The following is a 24,483-nucleotide window of genomic DNA, read 5'->3' as shown; positions in this document are numbered from 1 at the left end:
TGAAGGCCATGCCCTTAACGACTTGACGACAGCGCGTTTTGGGCTACGCCGGAAAAAAGTGCCAACAATGTAACCCAAGCCGCGAGCCATGTACATGGAGCATCCTTTCGCCGCTTCAGAAATCTCCGGATCGTGTTCGCATGTTGCGCAATCTGCTCACCCCCTTGTCGTTCTTTTCTTTATACTTAGCGTGGCGCTGGTTCATCGACACAAGGCGCACTTTTAGAACAATCCTGATTTCGTGCGGAAGAGAAAACATGAAAATTCGCGCTTTACTGCTTGCTATGAGCATGGCGACGGTTCTGACCGGTTGCCAGAATATGGACTCCAATGGACTGCTCGCTTCAGGTGCAGGCGCTTTTCAGGCTTACAGCCTCAGTGATGAGCAAGTAAAAGCGCTCAGCGACCAGGCATGTACGGAAATGGACAGCAAGGCGACGATCGCCCCGGCCAGCAGCGAATACGCGAAGCGACTGAGCAAAATCGCCTCTGCGCTCGGCGACAATATCAACGGCCAGTCGGTGAATTACAAAGTCTATGTGGCGAAAGACGTTAACGCGTTTGCAATGGCGAACGGCTGTATCCGCGTCTATAGCGGCCTGATGGACATCATGACCGATAACGAAGTGGAGGCGGTCATCGGCCACGAAATGGGACACGTTGCGCTCGGCCATGTGAAGAAAGGGATGCAGGTTGCGCTGGGGACTAACGCGGTTCGCGCCGCAGCCGCTTCCGCTGGCGGTATTGTCGGTAGTCTGTCGCAGTCACAGTTGGGCGATCTTGGCGAGAAACTGGTGAACTCACAGTTCTCCCAGCGCCAGGAGTCCGAAGCGGATGATTACTCCTATGAGTTGTTGCGCAAACGCGGCATCAGTCCGGCTGGTCTGGCAACCAGTTTTGAGAAACTGGCGAAGCTGGAAGCGGGACGTCAAAGCTCCATGTTTGACGATCACCCGGCCTCCGCCGAACGCGCCCAGCATATTCGCGACCGAATGGCGGCAGACGGTATTAAATAAAAACGAGAGCAACATGTAGCTCTTGTTAGCTGTTCCGTTCGCCTTATGTTCGTTACCTGTCTGAAACCATAGCATTTGCGAACGTGTTAAGGAGGCTCGTCGCCGCCTCCCTTGCACGTTCACGGGTACTGAGTCTTCAGAGGAATATTGAACATCAGGTGAACGGAAACAATCTTCCTGGCTAAATATTCTCCCGGCAGACAGAATAGCGCTCAAATGGTAATTACCCCATTCTTATAGCGCATAAATTGATAACTTAAGCGCACAGAACGTTAAATATCAGAATATAAACAGTAGCGATATATTCGACGTTTTATTCTCTGATAGAGGATTATTTTAGTATTTATATTCCCCGGCATGTTTTATCACTTCTTTTAACGCCGCAGACAAAATATAAAATAGTCCAGCCCCGATATGACCGGCACGCCAACGGCTGTAAGCCTTTGTCACAAAATGTTTGCAATCAATAATTATTCAGGTAACTATCCGTAACGCAGCAATTCAATTTGATATTATCCATAAAGAGAAGTTCCCTCAGTGAAAAAAGAAATATCGTTAATCGCATTAAGTTTATTCGCCGCATTGCCTGCCATTGCCAGCCAACAATCCGACAGCCAGGGTTTTGTTAATGACAGCCATTTAAATCTCTTTTTACGCAACGCCTGGATTAACCGCGACTATCAGGGTGGCGTACAGGACAAAGCCGAATGGGGCCAGGGCATTGTCGCCACCTTTGAATCCGGCTATACCGAAGGTCTGATCGGCTTTGGCGTTGACGGTATTGCGCAGTATGGCGTGCGTCTGGACGGCGGCCGTGGCCGCAGTGGCGCAGGCGGTATCGACTTCTTCAAACAAGACAGCGACGGCCGCGCGAAATCCGATCTGGCAAAATTTGGCGCAACCGCCAAAATGCGCATCTCCAACACCGTCCTGAGCTACGGCAACCAGCGTCCGCAGCTCCCGATCGTCTACGCCGACGATTCCCGTCTGCTGTTTGAAAGCTTCACCGGCACCATGTTGACCTCCAGAGAGATCGACGGTCTGGAGATTAATGCCGGTTATTTCACCGACGAGCAGCGCAAAAGCGACGACCGCCACAACAGCGGCCTGAAAAGCCTCTCTTTCGGCGGCGCGAGCTACCAGTTTAACGATCAGTTCAGCGGCGCCCTGTATGCCTCGCACGTCGAAGATGTGCTGAACAAACAGTATCTGGGACTGAACTTCAAACAGCCTTTCAGCACCGGACAGCAGCTGGTGCTGGACTTTAACGGCTACAACTCACGTCTGGATTCCGGTTACGCCGATAGCCTGAATACTGGCCGCAGCAACAGCATCTGGAGCCTGGCGGCAAGTTATATCTGGGATATTCATACCTTTAAAGTGGCGTATCAGCAAAGCAGCGGCAGCACCGGTTATCACTACGGCAGCTATCGCGATCAGGGCGGCGTCGGCGATGGCGGCAACACCATCTGGCTGGCGAACTCTTACTGGTCTGATTTTAACGGTGAAGACGAACGTTCCTGGCAGGCGTCATATGGACTGGATTTTGCCGGTCTCGGTTTACCGGGGCTGAGCTGGACAACCGCTTATGTTCGCGGCGATAACATCAAAACATCGGCAACCAGCAACGGCAAAGAGCACGAGTGGTTCAACCAGGTGCAATACCAGGTTCAGGACGGCATGGCGAAAGACCTGAAACTGAAGCTGCGCTATTCCGTATTACGCGTGTCCAGCAACGCCAGCGACTATAACGTCAGCGGCAACGAGATTCGCGCTTACGTGGAATATCCGTTTAACATCTTTTAAGTTAAAACCCCTCTCCTGATGACGGAGAGGGGGAAGCACTTATTCGCCTTTTTTCGCCGCCTGAATGTAGAGCATTTCCAGCGCCAGGGTCGCCGCAGCCAGCGCGGTGATTTCGGACTGGTCATAAGCCGGAGCCACTTCCACCACGTCCATCCCGACGATGTTCAGATCTTTCAGACCGCGCACCAGTTTAATGGCGCGATCGGAAGTCAGGCCGCCGATCACCGGTGTCCCTGTGCCCGGTGCGAACGCCGGGTCCAGACAGTCGATATCAAAGGTCAGGTAGACCGGCATATCGCCAACGATCTGATTAACCTGCGCGATGATGTCATCCACGCCGCGATCGTTCACCTGGCAGGCATCCAGCACGGTGAAACCGTTGTCTTTATCAAATTCAGTACGAATACCAATCTGCACGGAGTGGTTCGGGTCAATCAACCCCTCTTTCGGCGCAGTGTAGAACATGGTGCCGTGGTCAAACTCGCAGCCGTTCGCGTAGGTGTCGGTATGCGCGTCAAAATGCACCAGCGCCATTTTGCCAAAGTGCTTTGCATGAGCGCGCAGCAGCGGCAGGGTCACGAAGTGGTCGCCGCCGAAGGAGAGCATACGTTTACCGGCTGACAGCAGTTTCTCCGCATGCGCCTGCAATTTTTCACTCATCTCGCGCGCGTCGCCAAACGCATAGACCAGGTCACCGCAGTCCACAACGTTCAGGCGCTCGCGCATGTCGAAGTTCCACGGGAAGCGGTTGTGCTCCCAGGCCAGGTTAGTGGAAACCTGACGGATTGCCGCCGGGCCGTGGCGGCCGCCCGCACGACCGGAAGTCGCCATATCAAACGGTACGCCGGTGATAACCCAGTCGGCGTCGCTGTCATAAGGCTGGAAATTCAGCGGCAGACGCAGAAAGCCGAAGGCGTTGGAAACCAGGGAGTTATCGTACTGATGACCTAAAGTGCTCATGTCCTGACCTCTTTTAAAGTCGATACATTAAAAACAGATGAAAAAAAATCCCCTCCGCGTCGTTAAACCCGACGAGGAAGGGATTGATTCGTAAATCGCTTATTGGGGCGAATTATCGCCGTTAATTCATACGGGTTCAAGTGAGTATAGCATTCTGCCGGATGGCGGCTTCGCCGTATCCGGCCTATATTCGTAGGCCCGGTAAGCGCAGCGCCACCGGGCATCAGCGGCTACTCGTCTTCCAGGTAAGTGTACCCGTACAGCCCCGTCTCAAACTCTTCGAGGAACTGCTGTTGCAGCGCATCGTCCAGACCGGTCTGTTTAACCTGATCGCGGAAGTGGGTCAGCAGCGTGTTCGGATCGAGCTGTACGTATTGCAGCATATCCGCCACGGTGTCCCCTTCGTCAGACAGCTCAACTTCCACGCTGCCATCCGGGAAGACAAACACGTCAACCGCTTCGGTGTCGCCGAACAGGTTGTGCATGTTGCCAAGGATCTCCTGATAGGCGCCGACCATAAAGAAACCGAGCATCGGCGGGTTCTCTGGATCGTACTCCGGCATCGGCATAGTGGTGGCGATGCCGTCACCGTCGATGTAGTGATCGATCGCGCCATCGGAATCACAGGTGATATCCAGCAGCACCGCGCGGCGCTCAGGCACCTGATCCAGCCCTTCCAGCGGCAGCACCGGGAACAGTTGATCGATACCCCACGCATCCGGCATTGACTGGAACAGCGAGAAGTTGACGTACATTTTGTCCGCCATACGCTCCTGCAACTCATCGATGATCGGACGATGCGCACGGTTCTGCGGGTCCAGCTGTTTCTGTACTTCGTGGCACATGCTCAGGTAGAGCTGTTCCGCCCAGGCGCGTTCCTGCAAGCTGAACGTCCCGGAAGAGTAGCCAATGTGAATGTCGTGCAGGTCCATCTGGCTGTCGTGCAGCCATTCACGCAGCGAGCGACGGGTGCCCGGTTCGTGCATCTCCTGCCAGGTTTCCCACATGCTCTGCAACGCGCGCGGCGCGTCGTCGGCAGGCGCGGTGGGCACCGTATATTCGTTACGCTCCACGCCGATGATGTTCGATACCAGCACGGTATGGTGCGCAGTTACCGCACGGCCAGACTCGGTGATCACCGTTGGGTGCGGCAGACCATGTTCTTCACACGCGTCGCCAATCGCCCAGATGATGTTGTTGGCGTATTCGTTCAGGCCGTAGTTCACGGAGCAATCAGACTGCGAGCGGGTTCCTTCGTAATCCACGCCCAGACCGCCGCCGACGTCGAAACACTGAATGTTGACGCCCAGTTTATGCAATTCAACGTAGAAACGGGCGGATTCGCGCACGCCGGTGGCAATGTCGCGGATATTCGCCATCTGCGAGCCGAGGTGGAAATGCAGCAGTTGCAGGCTGTCCAGTCGCCCGGCTTCACGCAGGGTTTCAACCAGTTGCAGCACCTGCGTCGCCGCCAGGCCGAATTTGGATTTTTCTCCGCCGGAAGACTGCCATTTACCGGAACCCTGCGAGGCCAGACGCGCACGCACGCCCAGGCGCGGGATCACGTTCAGACGCTCGGCTTCATCCAGCACGATAGCGATTTCTGACATCTTCTCGATGACCAGGTAGACCTTGTGGCCCATCTTTTCGCCGATCAGCGCCAGACGGATGTATTCGCGGTCTTTGTAGCCGTTACAGACGATCACGCTGCGGGTCATTCCGGCGTGCGCCAGAACCGCCATCAGCTCCGCCTTCGAACCGGCTTCCAGACCCAGCGGTTCGCCGGAGTGAATCAGCGATTCAATCACCCGGCGGTGCTGGTTGACCTTGATCGGATAAACGAGGAAGTAGTCGCCGTTATAACCGTAGGATTCACGCGCGCGTTTAAACGCCGCGTTAATGGAGCGCAGACGGTGTTGCAGGATCTGCGGGAAGCAGAACAACGCAGGCAGACGCTGGCCTTGCGCTTCGCGAGCTTTCACCAGTTTGGCGAGATCGACGCGCGCCTGAGGGACGTCAGGGTCCGGGCACACGCTGATGTGTCCCAGTTCGTTGACGTCGTAGTAGTTATTGCCCCACCAGGCAATATTGTAAGTACGCAGCATCTTGCTGGCTTCCTGGGAGCTCATTGCAACCTCCTGCATGGAGCGTAGTACACCCTGTTCGCCTGCTGACGAAGGCGAACCCATAGACATGTCGTCAGACATAGCGAACCTCAAATTTTATTAACAAGTGTAAAACAGTTGACTACTATCGCAATCCGTAGACGCGATAACAACCCATAAACAGACGTATTTTCCAGCAGATAGTGCTGACGCTCCGCCTGCGCGACCGGTTTCTTTTTCATATCATTGTAAAACACGTAACCGAACTTAAGTATGACGGTTCGGCGAAACCACGAGAAAACTCTTGTTTCAACAAGAGCGCCCTTGTTCAGTCTTCCGTTACCGACCGGCTCTGGAGTCCTGAGAAGCGCCGAGATGGGTATAACATCGGCAGGTATGCAAAGCAGAGATGCAGATTGCGGGGGACATGCGCACACCAGAACGGTGCGACAGATTCAGCAGAATACAACGGTTCATTATCTCGTATCACCTCCACGGCCGCCCCGTAAGACAAGCCTCTAAGCCAAAGCAACGTTTTAGCCCGGCTGGAAGTGGCGACACGAGGAATCCGTCGTGTGCTTTTTAGTATGAGCCGCGCGCCGCGTTTTATACCGACAAGAGGGGAAAAATGCAAAGCATAAATGCGCACATTGCCAGCAGTGTCCTGAAAAATTTCCAGTCGTGTTTTCAACGCAACGAGAGTTGATTCAAAAAAAACTGGAAATCGGGTGAAGAAGTGACCTAAAATAGCCATCCAGATGTTAATCCATCCATACTGATTAACACTCAGACTGCCAGTGTCATCAACCTGCAAGCCTTGGTAGAATCCTCTGCTTTGGCTATTCCACACAACAGTTTGAGCTAACCAAATTCTCCTTAGGTGAAATAAAACATGGCAAAACACCTTTTTACGTCCGAGTCCGTATCAGAAGGGCATCCTGACAAAATTGCTGACCAAATCTCTGATGCCGTGCTGGATGCGATCCTGGAACAGGATCCGAAAGCGCGCGTCGCATGCGAAACCTACGTTAAAACCGGTATGGTTTTAGTTGGCGGTGAGATCACGACCAGCGCATGGGTTGATATCGAAGAGATCACCCGTAACACGGTCCGTGAGATTGGCTATGTGCATTCCGACATGGGCTTTGACGCCAACTCTTGCGCCGTGCTGAGCGCTATCGGCAAACAGTCCCCGGATATCAACCAGGGCGTTGACCGTGCCGATCCGCTGGAACAGGGCGCGGGCGACCAGGGCCTGATGTTCGGTTACGCGACCAATGAAACTGACGTGCTGATGCCAGCGCCGATCACCTACGCGCACCGTCTGGTACAGCGTCAGGCTGAAGTGCGTAAAAACGGCACGCTGCCGTGGCTGCGCCCGGATGCGAAAAGCCAGGTCACTTTCCAGTATGACGACGGCAAAATTGTCGGCATCGACGCGGTAGTGCTGTCTACTCAGCACGCTGAAGAAATTGACCAGAAATCGCTTCAGGAAGCGGTGATGGAAGAGATCATCAAGCCGATCCTGCCGTCAGAATGGCTGAACGCGTCGACGAAATTCTTCATCAACCCAACCGGTCGTTTTGTTATCGGCGGCCCGATGGGCGACTGTGGTCTGACCGGTCGTAAGATTATCGTGGATACCTACGGCGGTATGGCGCGTCACGGCGGCGGCGCATTCTCCGGTAAGGACCCGTCTAAGGTTGACCGTTCCGCAGCCTACGCCGCGCGTTATGTTGCGAAAAACATCGTTGCCGCAGGTCTGGCTGACCGTTGTGAGATTCAGGTTTCTTACGCTATCGGCGTGGCTGAACCGACCTCTATCATGGTTGAAACCTTCGGTACTGAAAAAGTGCCTTCTGAACAGCTGACCCTGCTGGTACGCGAGTTCTTCGACCTGCGTCCGTACGGCCTGATTCAGATGTTGGATCTGCTGCACCCGATCTACAAAGAAACCGCTGCATACGGTCACTTTGGCCGCGAACATTTCCCGTGGGAAAAAACCGACAAGGCGCAGCTGCTGCGTGATGCCGCAGGTCTGAAGTAATTTACTGACGTTGTTTTTTTAAGGCCAGCCTCGTGCTGGCCTTTTGTATTTGTGCGCGCATCTTTTGCCCGGCGGCGCTTCGCTTGCACGGGCCTACGGGTTCTGTCGTTTTGGCGTAGCCGTCACCCGGCGATTAATGAAACCGCTTACCCTCCATTCCATAAGCAATGCGTTGAAAATAATCCTTTTGCATGATCGTTTTTCTTCTGACGTTACATTTTTTTCAGTTAAGTCTTAAATGTGCGTATTCGCGATACAAACCGCCTAACTTACTTCTATGTTTTCAAAGCATTAATTACTTTCACCATCAAATGTTAGTGTAAACGATTACACTAACGTGATTCTAATCACATATTTTTGCGGGCCACTCACCTACCCTTAGCATCAACAAAACTGGCAACCCAACCGGAGGCATCATGCCTGACAATAAAAAACAGGGGCGTTCAAACAAGGCCATGACATTTTTTGTCTGCTTTCTTGCAGCCCTGGCAGGATTACTTTTTGGCCTGGATATCGGCGTTATCGCCGGTGCTTTACCCTTCATCACTGACGAATTCCAGATTACCGCGCACACTCAGGAGTGGGTGGTCAGTTCGATGATGTTCGGCGCCGCCGTCGGTGCCGTCGGCAGCGGCTGGCTCTCCTTCAAATTAGGTCGTAAGAAAAGCCTGATGATCGGCGCGATCCTGTTTGTGGCCGGTTCGCTGTTTTCCGCCGCCGCGCCTAATGTTGAGGTGCTGATCGTTTCCCGCGTTCTGTTAGGCCTGGCCGTTGGCGTCGCGTCCTACACCGCCCCGCTGTACCTGTCTGAGATCGCGCCGGAGAAAATTCGCGGCAGTATGATCTCCATGTACCAGTTGATGATCACCATCGGTATTCTTGGCGCCTATCTGTCTGACACCGCGTTCAGCTACAGCGGCGCATGGCGCTGGATGCTGGGCGTGATCATCATTCCGGCCATTCTGCTGCTGATCGGCGTGTTCTTCCTGCCGGACAGCCCGCGCTGGTTCGCGGCGAAACGTCGCTTTATTGATGCCGAACGCGTACTGCTGCGCCTGCGTGATACCAGCGCAGAAGCCAAACGCGAGCTGGATGAGATCCGTGAAAGTCTGCAAGTAAAACAGAGCGGCTGGGCGCTGTTTAAAGAGAACAGCAACTTCCGTCGCGCGGTGTTCCTCGGGGTGCTTTTGCAGGTGATGCAACAGTTCACCGGGATGAACGTCATCATGTACTACGCGCCGAAAATCTTTGAACTGGCAGGTTATACCAATACCACCGAGCAGATGTGGGGCACCGTTATCGTTGGCCTGACGAACGTGCTGGCCACCTTTATCGCTATCGGCCTGGTAGACCGCTGGGGGCGTAAACCAACGCTGACGCTGGGCTTCCTGGTCATGGCTATCGGCATGGGCACTCTCGGCACCATGATGCATATCGGCATTCACTCGCCGTCAGCGCAATACTTCGCCATCGCCATGCTGCTGATGTTTATCATCGGGTTCGCGATGAGCGCCGGCCCGCTGATTTGGGTACTGTGCTCTGAAATTCAGCCGCTGAAAGGCCGCGATTTCGGTATCACCTGCTCTACCGCCACCAACTGGATCGCCAATATGATCGTCGGCGCAACGTTCCTGACCATGCTCAACACGCTGGGCAACGCAAACACCTTCTGGGTCTATGCCGGTCTGAACCTGTTCTTCATCATCCTGACCATCTGGCTGGTTCCTGAAACCAAACACGTCTCTCTGGAACACATTGAACGTAACCTGATGAAAGGCCGTAAGCTGCGCGAAATCGGCGCTCACGACTAACGCTGATAATTAGCGGTAAGTGCCCGATGGCGCAAGCTTATCGGGCCTACTGCCCTCAGTTGAACGCAGCGCGGTTTGTCGGCCGCCATCCGGCAAAACTTAGCGGGGTGAAGCGTCCCTCTTGCAGTCTCCATCACCTCCCATTATCCTCTGTCGTTATGAAAACCTCCCGTCTCCCTATCGCTGTCCAGCAAGCCGTTATGCGCAGCCTGCGGGAAAAACTCGCCCAGGCCAATCTCAAACTGGAACGTCATTACCCGGAACCCAGGCTGGTTTATCAACAACGTGGAACTGCCGCGGGAACAGCATGGCTACAAACCTACGAAATCCGTCTCAATCCTGTGCTATTGATGGAAAACGTCGACGCGTTCGTTAATGAAGTGGTGCCCCATGAACTGGCGCATTTGCTGGTCTGGAAACATTTTGGCCGGGTTGCGCCGCACGGCAAAGAGTGGAAATGGATGATGGAAAGCGTACTGGGCGTCCCTGCCAGACGCACGCATCAGTTTGAACTGCAATCCGTTCGCCGCAATACCTTTACCTACCGCTGTAAATGCCAGCAGCATCAGCTCACCGTGCGCCGCCATAATCGCATCGTGCGCGGTGAAGCCACCTACCGCTGCGTTCACTGCGGCGAACCGCTTGTTGCTGAATAATCGCCAGAATAATCAGGAACTTTTCTGATCTGCCTGATTGCATACAAGAACAACTTTCGCTACGTTGCGGGCTCGTTTTGACACGGAGTTCGTGATGTACCGTAATTTTTCTGTTGCCGCAGCGTTGTTGGCGATGATGCTCTCAGGGCAGGTGCTGGCTACAGGCATCAACAGTTTTTCTCAGGCCAAAACCGCCGGGGTCAAAGTCAATGCCGATGTTCCCGGCGATTTCTACTGTGGGTGTAAAATTAACTGGCAGGGTAAAAAAGGCGTCGTGGATCTCGCCTCCTGCGGCTATAAAGTCCGAAAAAATGAAAACCGCGCCAGCCGCATTGAATGGGAACACGTCGTGCCCGCCTGGCAGTTCGGCCACCAGCGTCAGTGCTGGCAGGACGGCGGGCGAAAAAACTGTGCGAAAGATCCTGTCTACCGCAAGATGGAGAGCGACATGCACAATCTGCAACCCGCCGTCGGCGAGGTGAATGGCGATCGCGGCAACTTCATGTACAGCCAGTGGAATGGCGGCGAAGGTCAGTACGGCCAGTGCGCCATGAAGGTCAATTTTAAGGAAAAAATCGCCGATCCGCCTGCTCGCGCCCGTGGTGCGATCGCCCGTACCTACTTTTATATGCGCGACCAGTACAATCTGACGCTCTCCCGTCAGCAAACGCAGCTTTTCAACGCCTGGAACAAGCTGTATCCGGTCACGGACTGGGAGTGCGAGCGCGACGAACGCATCGCCAGGGTACAAGGGAACCACAATCCATACGTGCAACGCGCTTGCCAGGCGCAAAAGAGCTAACCTACACTAGCGGGAATATTTTTAACCCAGCCCCACGCGATCAGATGGCGTGGGGAGATGACGCGGATTTTTCTATTATGCGCATTCCCCGCATTTATCACCCTGAACCCATCACATCCGGCAGCCAGTTCTCCCTGTGTGAAGACGCCGCCAACCATATCGGACGCGTGCTGCGTATGGGGCCAGGCCAGGCGCTCCAGCTGTTTGACGGCAGCAATCAGGTGTTTGACGCCGAGATAACCAACGCCAGCAAAAAAAGCGTCGATGTAAAAGTGCTCAGCGGCACCCTCGACGATCGTGAATCCCCGCTGCATATTCACCTCGGCCAGGTGATGTCGCGCGGCGAAAAAATGGAATTCACTATCCAGAAATCGATCGAACTGGGTGTAAGCCTCATTACGCCACTTTTTTCTGAGCGCTGCGGCGTTAAACTGGACAGCGAACGTCTGAACAAGAAGCGCCAGCAGTGGCAAAAAATCGCTATTGCCGCCTGCGAACAGTGCGGTCGTAACCGGGTGCCGGAAATTCGCCCGGCAATGGATCTGGAAGCCTGGTGCGCCGAACAGGACGAGGGGCTGAAACTGAACCTTCACCCGCGCGCCAGCGCCAGTATCAACACCCTGCCGCTCCCCGTGGAGCGCGTACGCCTGTTGATTGGCCCGGAAGGCGGTTTGTCGGCAGATGAAATCGCCATGACTGCCCGCTACCAGTTTACTGATATCCTGTTAGGACCTCGCGTTCTGCGTACTGAGACAACTGCGCTCACCGCCATTACTGCGCTACAGGTGCGTTTTGGCGATCTGGGCTAACGGAGAAGAACAATGATCAAGCTCGGCATCGTGATGGACCCCATCGCAAGCATCAACATCAAGAAAGATTCCAGCTTCGCTATGCTGCTGGAAGCACAACGTCGTGGCTACGAACTTCATTACATGGAGATGGCCGATCTGTATTTGATCAACGGTGAGGCTCGCGCACGCACGCGTACCCTGAGCGTAGAGCAGAACTATGACAACTGGTATACGTTCAACGACGAGCAGGATCTGCCGCTGGCCGATCTGGACGTCATCCTGATGCGTAAAGATCCGCCGTTCGATACCGAATTTATCTACGCCACTTATATTCTGGAGCGCGCGGAAGAGAAAGGCACGCTGATCGTCAATAAGCCCCAGAGCCTGCGCGACTGCAACGAAAAACTGTTCACCGCCTGGTTCTCCGACCTGACGCCGGAAACACTGGTCACGCGCAACAAAGCGCAGCTGAAAGCCTTCTGGCAGAAGCACAGCGACATCATTCTCAAGCCGCTGGACGGCATGGGCGGCGCGTCTATCTTCCGCGTGAAGGAAGGCGACCCCAACCTCGGCGTGATCGCCGAAACGCTGACCGAGCATGGCACCCGCTATTGCATGGCGCAGAACTATCTGCCTGCCATTAAAGACGGCGACAAACGCGTGCTGGTTGTTGACGGCGAACCCGTTCCGTACTGCCTGGCGCGGATTCCGCAGGGCGGCGAGACCCGTGGCAACCTGGCGGCCGGTGGTCGCGGCGAACCGCGCCCGCTTACCGACAGCGACTGGGAAATCGCCCGCCGCATTGGCCCAACCCTGAAAGCGAAAGGGCTGATTTTTGTGGGTCTGGATATCATCGGCGATCGTCTGACGGAAATTAACGTCACCAGCCCAACCTGTATTCGTGAAATTGAAGCGGAGTTCCCGGTTTCGATTACCGGAATGCTGATGGATGCCATTGAGGCGCGTTTGCAGAAGTAAATTAGTTGCCGGATGACGACGCCTTCGCGTCTTATCCGGCCTGGAATTTCACCCCACAGGCCGGATAAGACGAAACTGCCATCCGGCAAAGCTATTTTCAGAGGGTGACATCTTCGCGCTTTCCCCACATACTGGACGCTGTTGCTTTTTTGAACCCGGATACAGAACCTCTGACAATGAATTTACAGCATCACTTTCTTATTGCCATGCCTGCTCTCCAGGACCCAATTTTCCGCCGCTCCGTGGTGTACATTTGCGAACACAATGAAGATGGCGCAATGGGGATTATCATTAATAAGCCTCTGGAAAATCTACAGATTGAAGGGATTCTGGAAAAACTGAAGATTACGCCTGAACCGCGCGATCCGGCGATTCGTCTGGATAAAGCCGTAATGCTCGGCGGACCGCTGGCGGAAGATCGGGGATTTATTTTACATACTCCGCCCTCCCGCTTTTCGTCCAGTATTCGTATTTCTGACAATACGGTGATCACCACGTCCCGCGACGTGCTGGAGACGTTAGGCACACCGGAGCAACCCTCTGAGGTGCTGGTGGCGCTGGGTTATTCATCATGGGATAAAGGTCAACTGGAGCAAGAGCTGATGGATAATGCCTGGCTCACGGCCCCTGCCGATCTCAATATTCTGTTCAAAACGCCGATTGCCGACCGCTGGCGCGACGCAGCCAAATTAATCGGAATTGATATTCTGACCATGCCTGGCGTGGCGGGGCATGCCTGATGAGCGGAACCTTACTCGCATTTGATTTCGGCACCAAAAGTATCGGCGTAGCGATAGGACAGCGCATCACCGGCACCGCCCGTGCACTGCCAGCGATAAAAGCGCAGGACGGAACGCCAGACTGGAACATTATCGAGCGTTTGCTGAAAGAGTGGCAGCCGGATGAAATTATTGTCGGGCTACCGCTCAATATGGATGGCACAGAGCAGCCCCTCACCGCTCGCGCCCGCAAGTTCGCCAACCGCATTCATGGCCGTTTTGGCGTACCGGTTACGCTGCATGACGAACGCCTCAGCACCGTAGAAGCGCGCTCTGGCCTGTTTGAACAGGGCGGTTATCGCGCACTCAACAAAGGCAAAGTGGATTCTGCCTCGGCCGTCATCATCCTCGAAAGCTATTTCGAGCAGGGTTATTGAAGCGAATTGCCTGATGGCGCTTCGCTTATCAGGCCTACGGGCACGCTTGTAGGCCGGATAAGGCCATCGGCCGCCATCCGGCACAACCGTTCGCTAAAGCCTGCCCTGCGCCTGCCGCTGTTGCTGACTCTGGGCAAACGTCTGCATCCCCGCCTGTTGGCTGGTCTGAATAACGCCGGGCAACTGGTGGATTTTCCCCTCCCGAATAAGATTGCCAACCGCTGGCGTGTTGATGAGCAGTTCGAATAACGCCACGCGTCCGTCCTGCCTGTCGGTTTCCAGCTTCTGCGACAACACGGCGCGCAGGCTGCCCGCAAGTTGACTGCGTACCGGATCTTTCTCCTGCGCCGGAAAGGAGTCGACCAGCCGCTCTACCGCCTGTGCCGCGCCGCGCGTATGTAGCGTCGCCAGAACCAGATGCCCCGTTTCCGCCGCCGTCAGCGCCAGGCGAATGGTCTCACTGTCGCGCAGTTCGCCTAATAAAATCACATCCGGGTCTTCACGCAGTGCAGCGCGTAACCCGGCGGCAAAGGAGCGGCAGTGTACGCCAACCTCCCTCTGCTGAATCAGGCAGCGCTGGCTGGTATGGCGGTACTCAATAGGATCTTCCAGCGTCAGAATATGACCATCGAGATGCTGGTTGAGGTATTCCACCATTGCCGCCAGCGTGGTGGATTTCCCGCTTCCCGTCGCCCCGGTCACCAGAATCAGTCCGTTCTCGCCGCCAAGGAGCGCGGGTAGCGCGGCAGGCGTCTGGAGCGCGTCCAGTTGCGGGCACGTAGTGGGCAGCAACCGCAGCGCCAGCGATGCGCCCTGCTCGTGATGAAAAGCGCTGGCGCGTAACCGCAGTTCGCCCGGCAGCGACACCGCAAAATCGAGCTGACCATCCGCCTGCCACGCCCGGCGCTGCGCGTCGTTAAGCCATTGTGACAGCAAAACCTCGACATTCGGGCTGCTAAACGGGGCTATTTCCACTTTTCCCCGTTTACGCCAGCGCGCAGGCCATGCGTTGCACAGGTGTAGATCCGAGACGTTATGCTTTACACTAAGGGCCACTATTTCTTCCATATCCATACGAACATCCTCGGAAAATGAACGATATCGCGCATAACCTGGCACATGTCCGGGACAAAATCTCAGCCGCCGCGACGCGTTGCGGGCGGTCTTCAGAAGAAGTTACGCTGCTTGCAGTGAGTAAAACCAAGCCTGCGAGCGCCATCGCAGAAGCCATCGCGGTCGGGCAGCGGGCGTTTGGCGAAAACTATGTTCAGGAAGGGGTAGAGAAAATTCGCCACTTCAAAGAAAGCGGCGTCGAAGGGCTGCAATGGCACTTTATTGGCCCCTTGCAGTCCAACAAAAGTCGTCTGGTGGCAGAGCATTTTGACTGGTGCCATACGATCGATCGTCTGCGTATCGCCGCCCGTCTGAGCGAACAGCGCCCGGCAGGTCTGCCGCCGCTGAACGTGCTGATTCAAATTAATATCAGCGATGAGAACAGCAAGTCCGGGATTCCGCTTACGGAACTGGACGCTCTGGCGGCAAGCGTGGTTGAGCTTCCCGGTATCAGGCTGCGCGGACTGATGGCGATCCCCGCCCCTGAGTCAGATTATGTAAGGCAGTTTGAAGTTGCACGCCAAATGGCTGTAGCATTTGCCGGGCTGAAAACGCGCTATCCTGGCGTTGATACCCTTTCTCTGGGTATGTCGGATGATATGGACGCCGCAATTGCGGCAGGTAGCACGATGGTGCGCATCGGCACCGCTATTTTTGGTGCGCGTGATTACACAAAAAATTAAGGAAAACTGAGGAACGCCATGAAGACGTTGACCTTCCTGCTCTCAACGGTAATTGAACTGTATACCATGGTGCTATTGTTGCGCGTATGGATGCAGTGGGCTCGCTGTGATTTTTACAACCCTTTCTCACAGTTTGTGGTGAAAGCGACTCAACCCATTATCGGGCCGCTGCGTCGTATTATTCCGCCAATGGGGCCGATTGATAGCGCCTCCATGCTGTTGGCATTTATTCTGAGCTTTATCAAAGCGATAGTGCTTTTCATGGTCGTGACGTTCCAGCCGATTATCTGGATCGCCGCCATACTTATCGTCCTGAAAACCATCGGCCTGCTGATTTTCTGGGTACTGCTGGTGATGGCGATCATGAGCTGGGTGAGCCAGGGCCGCAGCCCGATTGAATACGTTCTGCTTCAACTGGCGGACCCTTTGCTGCGCCCGATTCGTCGTCTGCTCCCTTCGATGGGCGGCATCGACTTCTCGCCGATGATCCTGGTTCTGCTGCTGTATGTTATCAACATGGGCATCGCTGAAGTCTTACAGGCGACAGGCAATATGCTGCTGCCGGGGCTGTGGATGGCGCTATGAGTGCCGTTACACCCTGCGCTGACGGTCTGATTTTACGGCTCTATATTCAGCCAAAAGCCAGCCGTGACAGTATTGTGGGTTTACATGGCGACGAAGTGAAAGTCGCCATTACCGCCCCGCCGGTTGATGGCCAGGCCAACAGCCATCTGGTGAAGTTTCTTGGCAAACAATTCCGCGTGGCGAAAAGCCAGGTCGTCATTGAAAAGGGCGAACTGGGCCGCCACAAACAGGTTAAAATCATTCATCCGCAACAGATCCCGCCAGAAATCGCGGCGTTAACTGATTAGGTATCCTATGCAAAAAGTTGTCCTCGCTACCGGCAATGCCGGTAAAGTGCGTGAGCTTGCCTCACTGTTGAGCGATTTTGGGCTTGATGTCATCGCGCAAACCGAACTGGGCGTTGATTCAGCCGAAGAGACCGGTCTGACGTTCATCGAAAATGCGATCCTGAAAGCGCGTCATGCCGCAAAAGCTACCGGTCTGCCCGCCATTGCCGACGACTCCGGCCTGGCCGTTGATGCGCTGGGTGGCGCGCCGGGTATTTACTCCGCCCGTTATTCCGGCGAAGACACCACCGACCAGCGTAATCTGGAAAAACTGTTGCATACCCTGCGGGAGGTGCCGGATGAGAAGCGCCAGGCGCGTTTCCACTGCGTGCTGGTCTACATGCGCCACGCAGAAGACCCGACGCCGCTGGTGTGCCACGGAAGCTGGCCAGGAATGATTACCCGCGAAGCGGCGGGCAATGGCGGTTTCGGCTATGACCCTATTTTCTTTGTTCCGACGGAAGGTAAAACGGCAGCCGAGTTAACCCGTGAAGAAAAAAGCGCGATCTCCCACCGTGGGCAGGCGCTGAAGCTGCTGCTGGACGCCTTACGCAATGGTTAAGCTGCCGCCGCTGAGTCTTTATATTCACATCCCGTGGTGCGTGCAGAAATGCCCGTACTGCGATTTCAACTCGCATGCGCTGAAAGGCGAAGTGCCGCACGATGATTATGTTCAGCACCTGCTGAGCGATCTCGATACCAACGTGGCATATGCGCAGGGACGCGAAGTAAAGACCATTTTTATTGGCGGCGGTACGCCGAGTCTGCTCTCAGGCCCGGCAATGCAAACGCTGCTGGACGGCGTGCGGGCGCGCCTGCCGCTGGCGGCGGATGCAGAAATCACGATGGAGGCGAATCCGGGGACGGTAGAGGCCGACCGTTTCGTTGATTACCAGCGCGCCGGGGTAAACCGTATCTCCATCGGCGTGCAGAGTTTTAGTGAGCCGAAGCTAAAACGCCTCGGGCGCATTCACGGCCCGGAAGAGGCGAAGCGGGCGGCAAATCTGGCGAGCAGTCTGGGGCTGCGCAGCTTCAACCTGGACCTGATGCACGGCCTGCCGGATCAAACGCTGGAAGAGGCGCTGGGCGACCTGCGCCAGGCTATCGCGCTCAATCCGCCGCATCTGTCGTGGTATCAGTTGACTATCGAACCTAACACGCTGTTCGGCTCACGCCCGCCGGTATTGCCAGACGATGACGCACTGTGGGATATCTTCGAGCAAGGCCACCAGTTGCTGACAGCGGCGGGTTATCAGCAGTACGAAACCTCCGCGTATGCCAGGCCGGGTTATCAGTGTCAGCACAATCTGAACTACTGGCGCTTTGGCGATTATCTCGGAATTGGCTGCGGCGCGCACGGTAAAGTGACCTTCCCGGACGGGCGCATCCTGCGGACCACTAAAACGCGTCACCCGCGCGGTTATATGCAGGGGCGCTATCTGGAAAGCCAGCGTGATGTCGAACAGGCCGACAAGCCGTTTGAGTTCTTTATGAACCGTTTTCGGTTACTGGAAGCGGCTCCCCGGGCAGAGTTTACGCAGTATACCGGGCTTGCCGAAGCGGTAATTCGTGAGCAGCTCGACGAGGCCATCGCCCAGGGGTATCTCACCGAATGCGAGCAGCACTGGCAGATTACCCAACACGGCAAGCTGTTTTTAAACTCCCTTCTGGAGCTGTTTCTGGCGGAGTGATGGCGGGTGAAGATGTAGGCCGGATAAGGCCTTGAGCCGCCATCCGGCAAATTGCCTGATGGCGCTGCGCTTATCAGGCCTACAGGGTTAGGGCGATAAGCGCAGCCACCTTCACCGATTAATACTGATTAAACATCGTCTGGATCTGTTGCGGATCTTTGGTTTGCGTCAGCGCCAGTTGCAACAGCACGCGCGCTTTTTGCGGGTTCAACGAACCGGAAGCGACAAACCCGTATTTCGCGTCATCGACTTCAGCATCCTGCGTGGTGGCGCCAGTCGGTACACGAGAAGAACGCACGACAACCGTGCCTTTATGCGCAGCAGTCGCCAGCGTATCGAAAACCGTTTTGTACAGGTTGCCGTTACCCACGCCCGCGCTCACAATCCCTTCGTAACCCGCATCCACCAGCGCTTTCGCCGGCAGATCGGACGCATTCGCGTAGTTATAAATAATCCCGACTTTCGGCAGTTCAGTCAGCTTAGAAACGTCAAACGGCGTGGAAGTGGTGTGCTTGCGCGCTGGCGTACGCTGATAATCAATTTTACCGTTGTGAATGTAGCCCAGCGGCCCGTAATTCACAGACTTGAAGGTGGCGACATCGGTGGTATTGGTCTTGGTAACGTCACGGCCGTCCAGCACAGTGTCGTTCATCACCACCAGTACGCCGCGATTCGCGGACGCTTTATCCGCCGCAGTAACCACGGCGTTATAGAGGTTGAACGGGCCGTCGGCGCTCATTGACGTGGACGGACGCATCGCCCCGACCAGCACTACCGGTTTATTACACTTGACGGTCAGGTCGAGGAAATAAGCCGTCTCTTCCATCGTATCAGTACCGTGGGTGATCACGAAGCCATCGGTGTTATCGCAGTCGGTGTTGATTTTCTTCGCCAGCGTTAACCAGACTTCATCGTTCATATCCTGCGAACCGATATTGACGACCTGCTCACCTTTTACAACTGCAATATCCTTTAACTGAGGCACCGCGTCCACCAGGCTTTCGACGCCAACTTTACCCGCCGTATAATTTGATTTTGTCGCGGAGTCACCGCCACCGGCAATGGTTCCCCCGGTCGCCAGAATAGTGACATTCGGCAAAGCCAGCGCCGCGCCGCTGCAACCCATTACCAGAGCGGCGAGTACCGTTTTCCTGAAAAACTCCATGTTATTTCTCCAGTTACGTGAATTTGACGCATTATCCCAATGTCGAAGATGAATAATGTGACGTCTTCCAATTAACCAGATAAATATCTTTTTACGTTTGTGGTTTTTAGAGATGGATATCAAAACGGCGGGATATGACAACATAAAACGGCACAGCAGGCGCTGTGCCATAGACAAGAGTTTTATTTCAGGCTGCTCACCAGCGCTTTGCGGCTGTCTTCCAGCGTCACAACGCGACTGCACACATCTTTGCCGAACTGCTGGAAGTCTTTTTCCTGATTCTTCCATTCGTTCTGAATCGACGTTTGCAGACCGCCGAGGCTACCCAGCACGCCCTGCAACGGATTACCGCCGCCTTTAAGCACCGCTTTCGCGCCCATTTCGTTAATGCTGTCCTGCAAAATGCCGCCCATCGCCTGATTCACCAGCTGCTGGCCGTCGGCGCGCACCTGATCAATCGCCTTGTAGTGGAAGGTCAGGCCGTCAGTACGATGCTCAATGATGCGGTTCATCTGCTCTTTCAGTTGCGCATCAAGTTTGGTCAATCGACCACGCATATTGCTGCTTTCGCCCACTTCCTGCGCGATGATTTTATCCAGCGCCACGCGGCCTTTCTCGACGCGGCTTCTGGCGCCCTCATCGATCCACGGCAGCGCGCTGCGCAATTCCGCCTGGTAATCTTTCGCCTGTTCGCGCTGCGCGGCGCTAAGGGTGTACTGTTTGCCGTTAAACATCACGTTGCCGTCCGGCGCGATCACCAGGTTGCCGTTTTCGCCTTTTACCTGAACCGTTTGCGGGCTAAGAATCACATCGTCACGCGGAGTGACGCTGCATTGATAATCCGCGTGTGCGGCCATCGCCGTCAACGAAAGAACTGCCGCCAGCAGCGTTTTGCGCATCATAACTTTCCCTCAAGACAAATCGGGCCAGCAAATGCTGGCCCCGTATGCTTTATTAGTCCCACCAAACGTCGAAAAGTTCGCTGGTGCGCACGTCTTCAAGTTTGTGTTCTTCCAGCCACTTACGCACAATCGCCTGATGTTCTTCGGTGCATTTGCCGATTTCCTGCATGCAGATCAGCCCTTCCCAGGACAGATAACCGCTGCCGTCAAACGCCAGTTTATTTGGCTCAATAACGTCATTGATAAAGTCATCGACAATTTTATCAACCTGCTCTTCAGAAGTGCCTTCCGGGAAACGCCATGCAACCGAAAACCCTAATTCCTGGAATTCGTCGATATGCATTTTTTTACGCAGACGACGACTACGGTTCTTTGCCATTATTTCACCCTCTCGAACATTAAGTCCCATACGCCGTGGCCAAGACGATGACCACGTTGTTCAAATTTGGTTACCGGGCGCGATTCCGGGCGCGGTACATAATCGTTACTCTCTGACAGGTTTTTATACCCGTCGATGGAGGACATCACTTCCAGCATATGCTCCGCATAGGCTTCCCAGTCGGTCGCCATATGGAACACACCGCCCAACTTCAGTTTGCTTTTCACCAGTTCGGCAAACGGAACCTGAACGATACGGCGTTTATTATGACGCGCTTTATGCCACGGGTCAGGGAAAAAGAGCTGAACCATCGATAAAGAATTGTCAGGAATCATTTTATGCAGCACTTCAACCGCGTCATGACACATCACACGCAGGTTCCCGACGCCTTCTTCGTGCGCAGACGCCAGACATGCGCCAACGCCAGGCGAATGCACTTCAATACCGAGGAAATTTTGTTCCGGGCGGGCTTTCGCCATCGCCACCAGCGAGGCGCCCATACCAAAACCAATCTCAAGCGTAACCGGCGCGTCGCGGCCAAACAGCGTGGCGAAATCCACCGGTTCTTCGCTGAATTCAACGCCCATCACCGGCCAGTAGTTTTCCAGCGCGTGTTCCTGCCCTTTCGTCAGTCGCCCCTGGCGACGAACAAAGCTACGAATTCGGCGCAACGGGCGGCCGTTTTCATCAAATTCCGGTGAAATGACGTCGTTCTTCATAAAAGTTAAGTCTGCTTGTGATTGAGTTCCGAAAACGGGCATTATCCAAAGTTAGTTGCCGGATGCAAGTAAAGGAAGAGAGTGATCACAGGAAAGTTCCGGTTTACACCTCGTTGCCTCTGTGCTGCAATCTTGCCCCCAGCAATTTTAAAGCGATGACCATGCAAGCGTCTCAATTTTCGGCTCAGGTTTTGGGCTGGTACGATAAATACGGGCGGAAAACCCTGCCCTGGCAAATTGACAAGACGCCCTACAAAGTATGGCTCTCGGAAGTAATGTTGCAACAGACGCAGGTTGCGACAGTTATCCCCTATTTCGAACGTTTTATGTCGCACTTTCCAACGGTGACAGATTTAGCCAACGCGCCGCTGGATGAGGTTCTGCATTTGTGGACGGGCCTCGGCTACTACGCCCGCGCGCGCAATCTGCATAAGGCGGCGCAACAGGTGGCGACGCTGCACGGCGGCCGGTTCCCGGAAACGTTCGACGAGGTCACCGCCCTGCCTGGCGTAGGCCGCTCCACCGCCGGCGCGGTTCTCTCGCTCTCTTTGGATAAACATTTTCCGATTCTCGACGGCAACGTTAAACGCGTGCTGGCACGCTGCTATGCTGTCAGCGGCTGGCCGGGGAAGAAAGAGGTTGAGAAACGGCTGTGGGATCTGAGCGAACAGGTTACGCCTGCCAACGGCGTGGCGCGCTTTAACCAGGCGATGATGGATTTAGGCGCTATGGTGTGTACGCGCTCCAGGCCGAAATGTTCGCTGTGCCCGCTCCAGAATGGCTGCGTTGCCGCCGCGAACGAGAGCTGGTCGCTGTACCCCGGCAAGAAGCCAAAACAGACGCTGCCGGAGCGTACAGGCTATTTTTTGCTGTTGCAGCATAATGACGAGGTGTTTCTGGCGCAGCGTCCGCCGAGCGGCTTATGGGGCGGATTATACTGTTTTCCTCAGTTTGAGGATGAAGGTGGCTTGCGTCAGTGGCTGGCGCAACGGCATATTCAGGCCGATAATCTCAGTCAACTTAATGCTTTTCGCCACACGTTTAGCCATTTCCACTTAGATATTGTGCCTATGTGGCTTCCCGTGTCTTCATTCACCGTGTGCATGGATGAAGGCAACGCGCTCTGGTATAACTTAGCGCAACCGCCGTCGGTCGGACTGGCGGCCCCCGTGGAGCGTTTGTTACAGCAGTTACGTACCGGCGCGCCGGTTTGAGTACCCCGGTCGATAAAGAGGATTTTTTATGAGCAGAACCATTTTTTGTACTTTCCTGCAACGTGAAGCGGAAGGCCAGGATTTTCAGCTGTACCCGGGCGAACTGGGGAAACGCATCTACAACGAGATCTCTAAAGAAGCGTGGGCGCAGTGGCAGCATAAGCAAACCATGCTGATCAACGAAAAGAAACTCAACATGATGAACGTCGAGCACCGCAAACTGCTGGAACAAGAGATGATCAACTTCCTGTTTGAAGGGAAAGACGTGCATATTGAAGGCTATACGCCGGAAGAGAAAAAATAAGCATCTATTGCTGGCAATCTCGTAGGCCGGATAAGGTGCTTGCACCGCCATCCGGCAAAACGATACAACAACAAACACAACACGCACTCCCGGAATGATGAAAAAATTTTTCGCGCTTGCTCTTGTTGCGCCGTTGCTCATCTCCTGCTCCAGTTCGACCAAAAAAGGCGATACCTATAACGAAGCCTGGGTCAAGGATACCAACGGTTTTGATATTCTGATGGGGCAGTTTGCCCATAACATTGAGAATCTGTGGGGGTTCAAGGAAGTGTTGATCGCGGGTCCGAAGGACTACGTGAAGTACACTGACCAGTATCAGACCCGCAGCCACATCAACTTTGACGACGGTACGATCACCGTCGAAACCATTGCCGGAACAGAGCCCGCCGCGCACCTGCGTCGCGCGATCATCAAGACGCTGTTAATGGGCGACGATCCCGGTTCGGTCGACCTCTACTCCGACGTCGATGATATTCAGATCTCCAGAGAGCCGTTCCTGTATGGTCAGGTGGTCGATAATACCGGGCAACCCATTCGCTGGGAGGGACGCGCAACCAACTTCGCTGACTATCTGCTGAAAACGCGTCTTAAGAGTCGCAGTAATGGTCTGCGCATCATCTACAGCGTGACGATCAATCTGGTGCCGAACCACCTGGATAAACGTGCGCATAAATATGTTGGCATGGTTCGCCAGGCCGCCCGCAAATACGGCGTCGATGAGTCGCTGATTCTGGCGATTATGCAAACCGAGTCCTCTTTCAACCCGTATGCGGTCAGCCGTTCCGACGCGCTGGGGCTGATGCAGGTAGTACAGCACACCGCCGGGAAAGACGTATTCCGTTCACAGGGGAAATCGGGCACGCCAGACCGCAGTTTCCTGTTCGATCCTGCCAGCAACATTGATACCGGCACCGCTTATCTGGCGATGCTCAACAATGTCTATTTAGGCGGCATTGATAATCCGACGTCGCGTCGTTACGCGGTGATCACCGCCTATAACGGCGGTGCAGGCAGCGTGCTGCGCGTTTTCTCTAACGATAAGGTTCAGGCGGCAAACATTATCAACAGTATGTCCCCGGGCGATGTGTACCAGACATTAACCACGCGACATCCTTCTGCGGAATCGCGTCGCTATCTGTATAAGGTCAATGCCACCCAGAAATCCTACCGTCGGAAGTAATCTCGCCGTTCCCGCCCCCGATCGCACTGGGGCGGGAAGGCCGAAAAGTGTTAACTCCATCACTCTTTTGCTTTGCAATTAGAAATTGTTTGCA

At 54.8% G+C, this 24,483-nt stretch carries 27 protein-coding genes; 18 read left to right on the top strand and 9 right to left on the bottom strand.

Annotation, left to right across the window (positions count from 1 at the left end):
- Window positions 1-257 precede the first annotated feature (257 nt).
- Both loiP and OGX93_RS15760 read left to right on the top strand, forming a co-directional pair.
- Complete coding sequence (gene loiP / locus OGX93_RS15765) at window positions 258-1,016, top strand: metalloprotease LoiP (RefSeq protein WP_104868205.1); 759 nt, start codon at window positions 258-260, stop codon at window positions 1,014-1,016.
- A gap of 537 nt (window positions 1,017-1,553) precedes the next feature.
- Window positions 1,554-2,822 (top strand): OprD family outer membrane porin, encoded by a 1,269-nt coding sequence (locus OGX93_RS15760; protein WP_012135053.1) that lies wholly within the window; start codon window positions 1,554-1,556, stop codon window positions 2,820-2,822.
- Window positions 2,823-2,861: 39 nt separating this feature from the next.
- Here OGX93_RS15760 and speB read toward each other — a convergent pair whose 3' ends face one another.
- The 4 genes from speB to yqgG all read right to left on the bottom strand — a co-directional run bounded on the left by speB (window position 2,862) and on the right by yqgG (window position 6,364).
- The gene (gene speB / locus OGX93_RS15755; protein ID WP_012135054.1) at window positions 2,862-3,782 is read right to left on the bottom strand and encodes an agmatinase; all 921 of its coding nucleotides are present in this window, start codon (window positions 3,780-3,782) and stop codon (window positions 2,862-2,864) included.
- Window positions 3,783-4,012: 230 nt separating this feature from the next.
- The gene (speA, locus tag OGX93_RS15750) at window positions 4,013-5,989 is read right to left on the bottom strand and encodes a biosynthetic arginine decarboxylase (protein WP_024130934.1); all 1,977 of its coding nucleotides are present in this window, start codon (window positions 5,987-5,989) and stop codon (window positions 4,013-4,015) included.
- 8 nt (window positions 5,990-5,997) lie between these two features.
- Window positions 5,998-6,129, bottom strand: coding sequence for an acid stress response protein YqgB (yqgB, locus tag OGX93_RS15745; RefSeq protein WP_047463939.1), 132 nt, complete (start codon window positions 6,127-6,129; stop codon window positions 5,998-6,000).
- Window positions 6,130-6,226: 97 nt separating this feature from the next.
- Complete coding sequence (gene yqgG / locus OGX93_RS15740; protein WP_269475138.1) at window positions 6,227-6,364, bottom strand: small protein YqgG; 138 nt, start codon at window positions 6,362-6,364, stop codon at window positions 6,227-6,229.
- A gap of 415 nt (window positions 6,365-6,779) precedes the next feature.
- Here yqgG and metK point away from each other — a divergent pair, with 415 nt between their 5' ends.
- The 8 genes from metK to ruvX all read left to right on the top strand — a co-directional run bounded on the left by metK (window position 6,780) and on the right by ruvX (window position 14,128).
- Complete coding sequence (gene metK, locus OGX93_RS15735) at window positions 6,780-7,934, top strand: methionine adenosyltransferase (protein ID WP_012135057.1); 1,155 nt, start codon at window positions 6,780-6,782, stop codon at window positions 7,932-7,934.
- Between the two features lie 416 nt (window positions 7,935-8,350).
- The gene (gene galP / locus OGX93_RS15730) at window positions 8,351-9,745 is read left to right on the top strand and encodes a galactose/proton symporter (RefSeq protein WP_012135058.1); all 1,395 of its coding nucleotides are present in this window, start codon (window positions 8,351-8,353) and stop codon (window positions 9,743-9,745) included.
- 158 nt (window positions 9,746-9,903) lie between these two features.
- Entirely contained in the window at window positions 9,904-10,401 is a 498-nt protein-coding gene (locus tag OGX93_RS15725; RefSeq protein ID WP_058668076.1) for a SprT family zinc-dependent metalloprotease, read from the top strand.
- Between the two features lie 94 nt (window positions 10,402-10,495).
- Window positions 10,496-11,203: a deoxyribonuclease I gene (gene endA, locus OGX93_RS15720; RefSeq protein ID WP_286449030.1), complete on the top strand. Its 708-nt coding sequence runs from the start codon at window positions 10,496-10,498 to the stop codon at window positions 11,201-11,203.
- Between the two features lie 77 nt (window positions 11,204-11,280).
- A complete protein-coding gene (rsmE, locus tag OGX93_RS15715) occupies window positions 11,281-12,012 on the top strand; it encodes a 16S rRNA (uracil(1498)-N(3))-methyltransferase (protein ID WP_049010798.1) in 732 nt (243 codons plus the stop codon).
- 12 nt (window positions 12,013-12,024) lie between these two features.
- Entirely contained in the window at window positions 12,025-12,972 is a 948-nt protein-coding gene (gshB, locus tag OGX93_RS15710; RefSeq protein WP_047461353.1) for a glutathione synthase, read from the top strand.
- A gap of 176 nt (window positions 12,973-13,148) precedes the next feature.
- On the top strand, window positions 13,149-13,712 hold the full coding sequence (locus OGX93_RS15705; protein ID WP_012135063.1) for a YqgE/AlgH family protein: 564 nt from the start codon (window positions 13,149-13,151) through the stop codon (window positions 13,710-13,712).
- Window positions 13,712-14,128: a Holliday junction resolvase RuvX gene (gene ruvX / locus OGX93_RS15700; RefSeq protein ID WP_071257864.1), complete on the top strand. Its 417-nt coding sequence runs from the start codon at window positions 13,712-13,714 to the stop codon at window positions 14,126-14,128. The genes OGX93_RS15705 and ruvX overlap by 1 nt, the downstream gene beginning before the upstream one ends.
- 93 nt (window positions 14,129-14,221) lie before the next feature.
- Here the strand turns inward: ruvX and OGX93_RS15695 are convergent, their stop codons facing one another.
- Window positions 14,222-15,202, bottom strand: coding sequence for a type IV pilus twitching motility protein PilT (locus tag OGX93_RS15695; protein ID WP_110493835.1), 981 nt, complete (start codon window positions 15,200-15,202; stop codon window positions 14,222-14,224).
- 17 nt (window positions 15,203-15,219) lie between these two features.
- On the opposite strand from OGX93_RS15695, the gene OGX93_RS15690 reads away from it, so the two are divergent.
- From OGX93_RS15690 to hemW, 5 genes are read left to right on the top strand one after another with little or no spacing between them, the layout of a single operon-like run.
- Entirely contained in the window at window positions 15,220-15,924 is a 705-nt protein-coding gene (locus tag OGX93_RS15690; RefSeq protein WP_049010785.1) for a YggS family pyridoxal phosphate-dependent enzyme, read from the top strand.
- Window positions 15,925-15,942: 18 nt separating this feature from the next.
- Window positions 15,943-16,509 (top strand): YggT family protein, encoded by a 567-nt coding sequence (locus tag OGX93_RS15685; RefSeq protein ID WP_012135068.1) that lies wholly within the window; start codon window positions 15,943-15,945, stop codon window positions 16,507-16,509.
- Window positions 16,506-16,796 (top strand): DUF167 family protein YggU, encoded by a 291-nt coding sequence (gene yggU / locus OGX93_RS15680; RefSeq protein ID WP_012135069.1) that lies wholly within the window; start codon window positions 16,506-16,508, stop codon window positions 16,794-16,796. Before OGX93_RS15685 ends, yggU begins: the two co-directional genes overlap by 4 nt.
- Window positions 16,797-16,803: 7 nt before the next feature.
- Window positions 16,804-17,397, top strand: coding sequence for an XTP/dITP diphosphatase (locus OGX93_RS15675; RefSeq protein WP_286449032.1), 594 nt, complete (start codon window positions 16,804-16,806; stop codon window positions 17,395-17,397).
- Entirely contained in the window at window positions 17,390-18,526 is a 1,137-nt protein-coding gene (hemW, locus tag OGX93_RS15670; RefSeq protein ID WP_060815921.1) for a radical SAM family heme chaperone HemW, read from the top strand. The genes OGX93_RS15675 and hemW overlap by 8 nt, the downstream gene beginning before the upstream one ends.
- Before the next feature lie 118 nt (window positions 18,527-18,644).
- On the opposite strand, the gene ansB is transcribed toward hemW, so the two are convergent.
- The 4 genes from ansB to trmB all read right to left on the bottom strand — a co-directional run bounded on the left by ansB (window position 18,645) and on the right by trmB (window position 21,691).
- Window positions 18,645-19,691 (bottom strand): L-asparaginase 2, encoded by a 1,047-nt coding sequence (gene ansB, locus OGX93_RS15665; RefSeq protein WP_049010789.1) that lies wholly within the window; start codon window positions 19,689-19,691, stop codon window positions 18,645-18,647.
- A gap of 182 nt (window positions 19,692-19,873) precedes the next feature.
- On the bottom strand, window positions 19,874-20,593 hold the full coding sequence (locus OGX93_RS15660) for a YggN family protein (protein ID WP_012135073.1): 720 nt from the start codon (window positions 20,591-20,593) through the stop codon (window positions 19,874-19,876).
- 52 nt (window positions 20,594-20,645) lie between these two features.
- Entirely contained in the window at window positions 20,646-20,972 is a 327-nt protein-coding gene (locus tag OGX93_RS15655; protein WP_012135074.1) for a YggL family protein, read from the bottom strand.
- Window positions 20,972-21,691 carry a tRNA (guanosine(46)-N7)-methyltransferase TrmB gene (trmB, locus tag OGX93_RS15650; RefSeq protein ID WP_024130937.1) on the bottom strand — a complete coding sequence of 240 codons (720 nt, stop codon included), beginning with the start codon at window positions 21,689-21,691 and terminating at the stop codon, window positions 20,972-20,974. The genes OGX93_RS15655 and trmB overlap by 1 nt, the downstream gene beginning before the upstream one ends.
- 161 nt (window positions 21,692-21,852) lie before the next feature.
- Here trmB and mutY point away from each other — a divergent pair, with 161 nt between their 5' ends.
- The 3 genes from mutY to mltC all read left to right on the top strand — a co-directional run bounded on the left by mutY (window position 21,853) and on the right by mltC (window position 24,389).
- Window positions 21,853-22,905 carry an A/G-specific adenine glycosylase gene (mutY, locus tag OGX93_RS15645; protein WP_286449034.1) on the top strand — a complete coding sequence of 351 codons (1,053 nt, stop codon included), beginning with the start codon at window positions 21,853-21,855 and terminating at the stop codon, window positions 22,903-22,905.
- Window positions 22,906-22,933: 28 nt separating this feature from the next.
- Complete coding sequence (locus OGX93_RS15640) at window positions 22,934-23,209, top strand: oxidative damage protection protein (RefSeq protein WP_012135077.1); 276 nt, start codon at window positions 22,934-22,936, stop codon at window positions 23,207-23,209.
- A gap of 97 nt (window positions 23,210-23,306) precedes the next feature.
- On the top strand, window positions 23,307-24,389 hold the full coding sequence (gene mltC / locus OGX93_RS15635) for a membrane-bound lytic murein transglycosylase MltC (RefSeq protein WP_110493834.1): 1,083 nt from the start codon (window positions 23,307-23,309) through the stop codon (window positions 24,387-24,389).
- The last annotated feature ends 94 nt before the right edge of the window (window positions 24,390-24,483 follow it).

This window comes from Citrobacter sp. CK195, from assembly GCF_030333365.1.
Lineage (GTDB): Bacteria > Pseudomonadota > Gammaproteobacteria > Enterobacterales > Enterobacteriaceae > Citrobacter_B > Citrobacter_B koseri.
The sequence above is the reverse complement of the archived record's forward strand: the minus strand, read 5'-3'. Positions and strand labels throughout refer to the sequence as shown.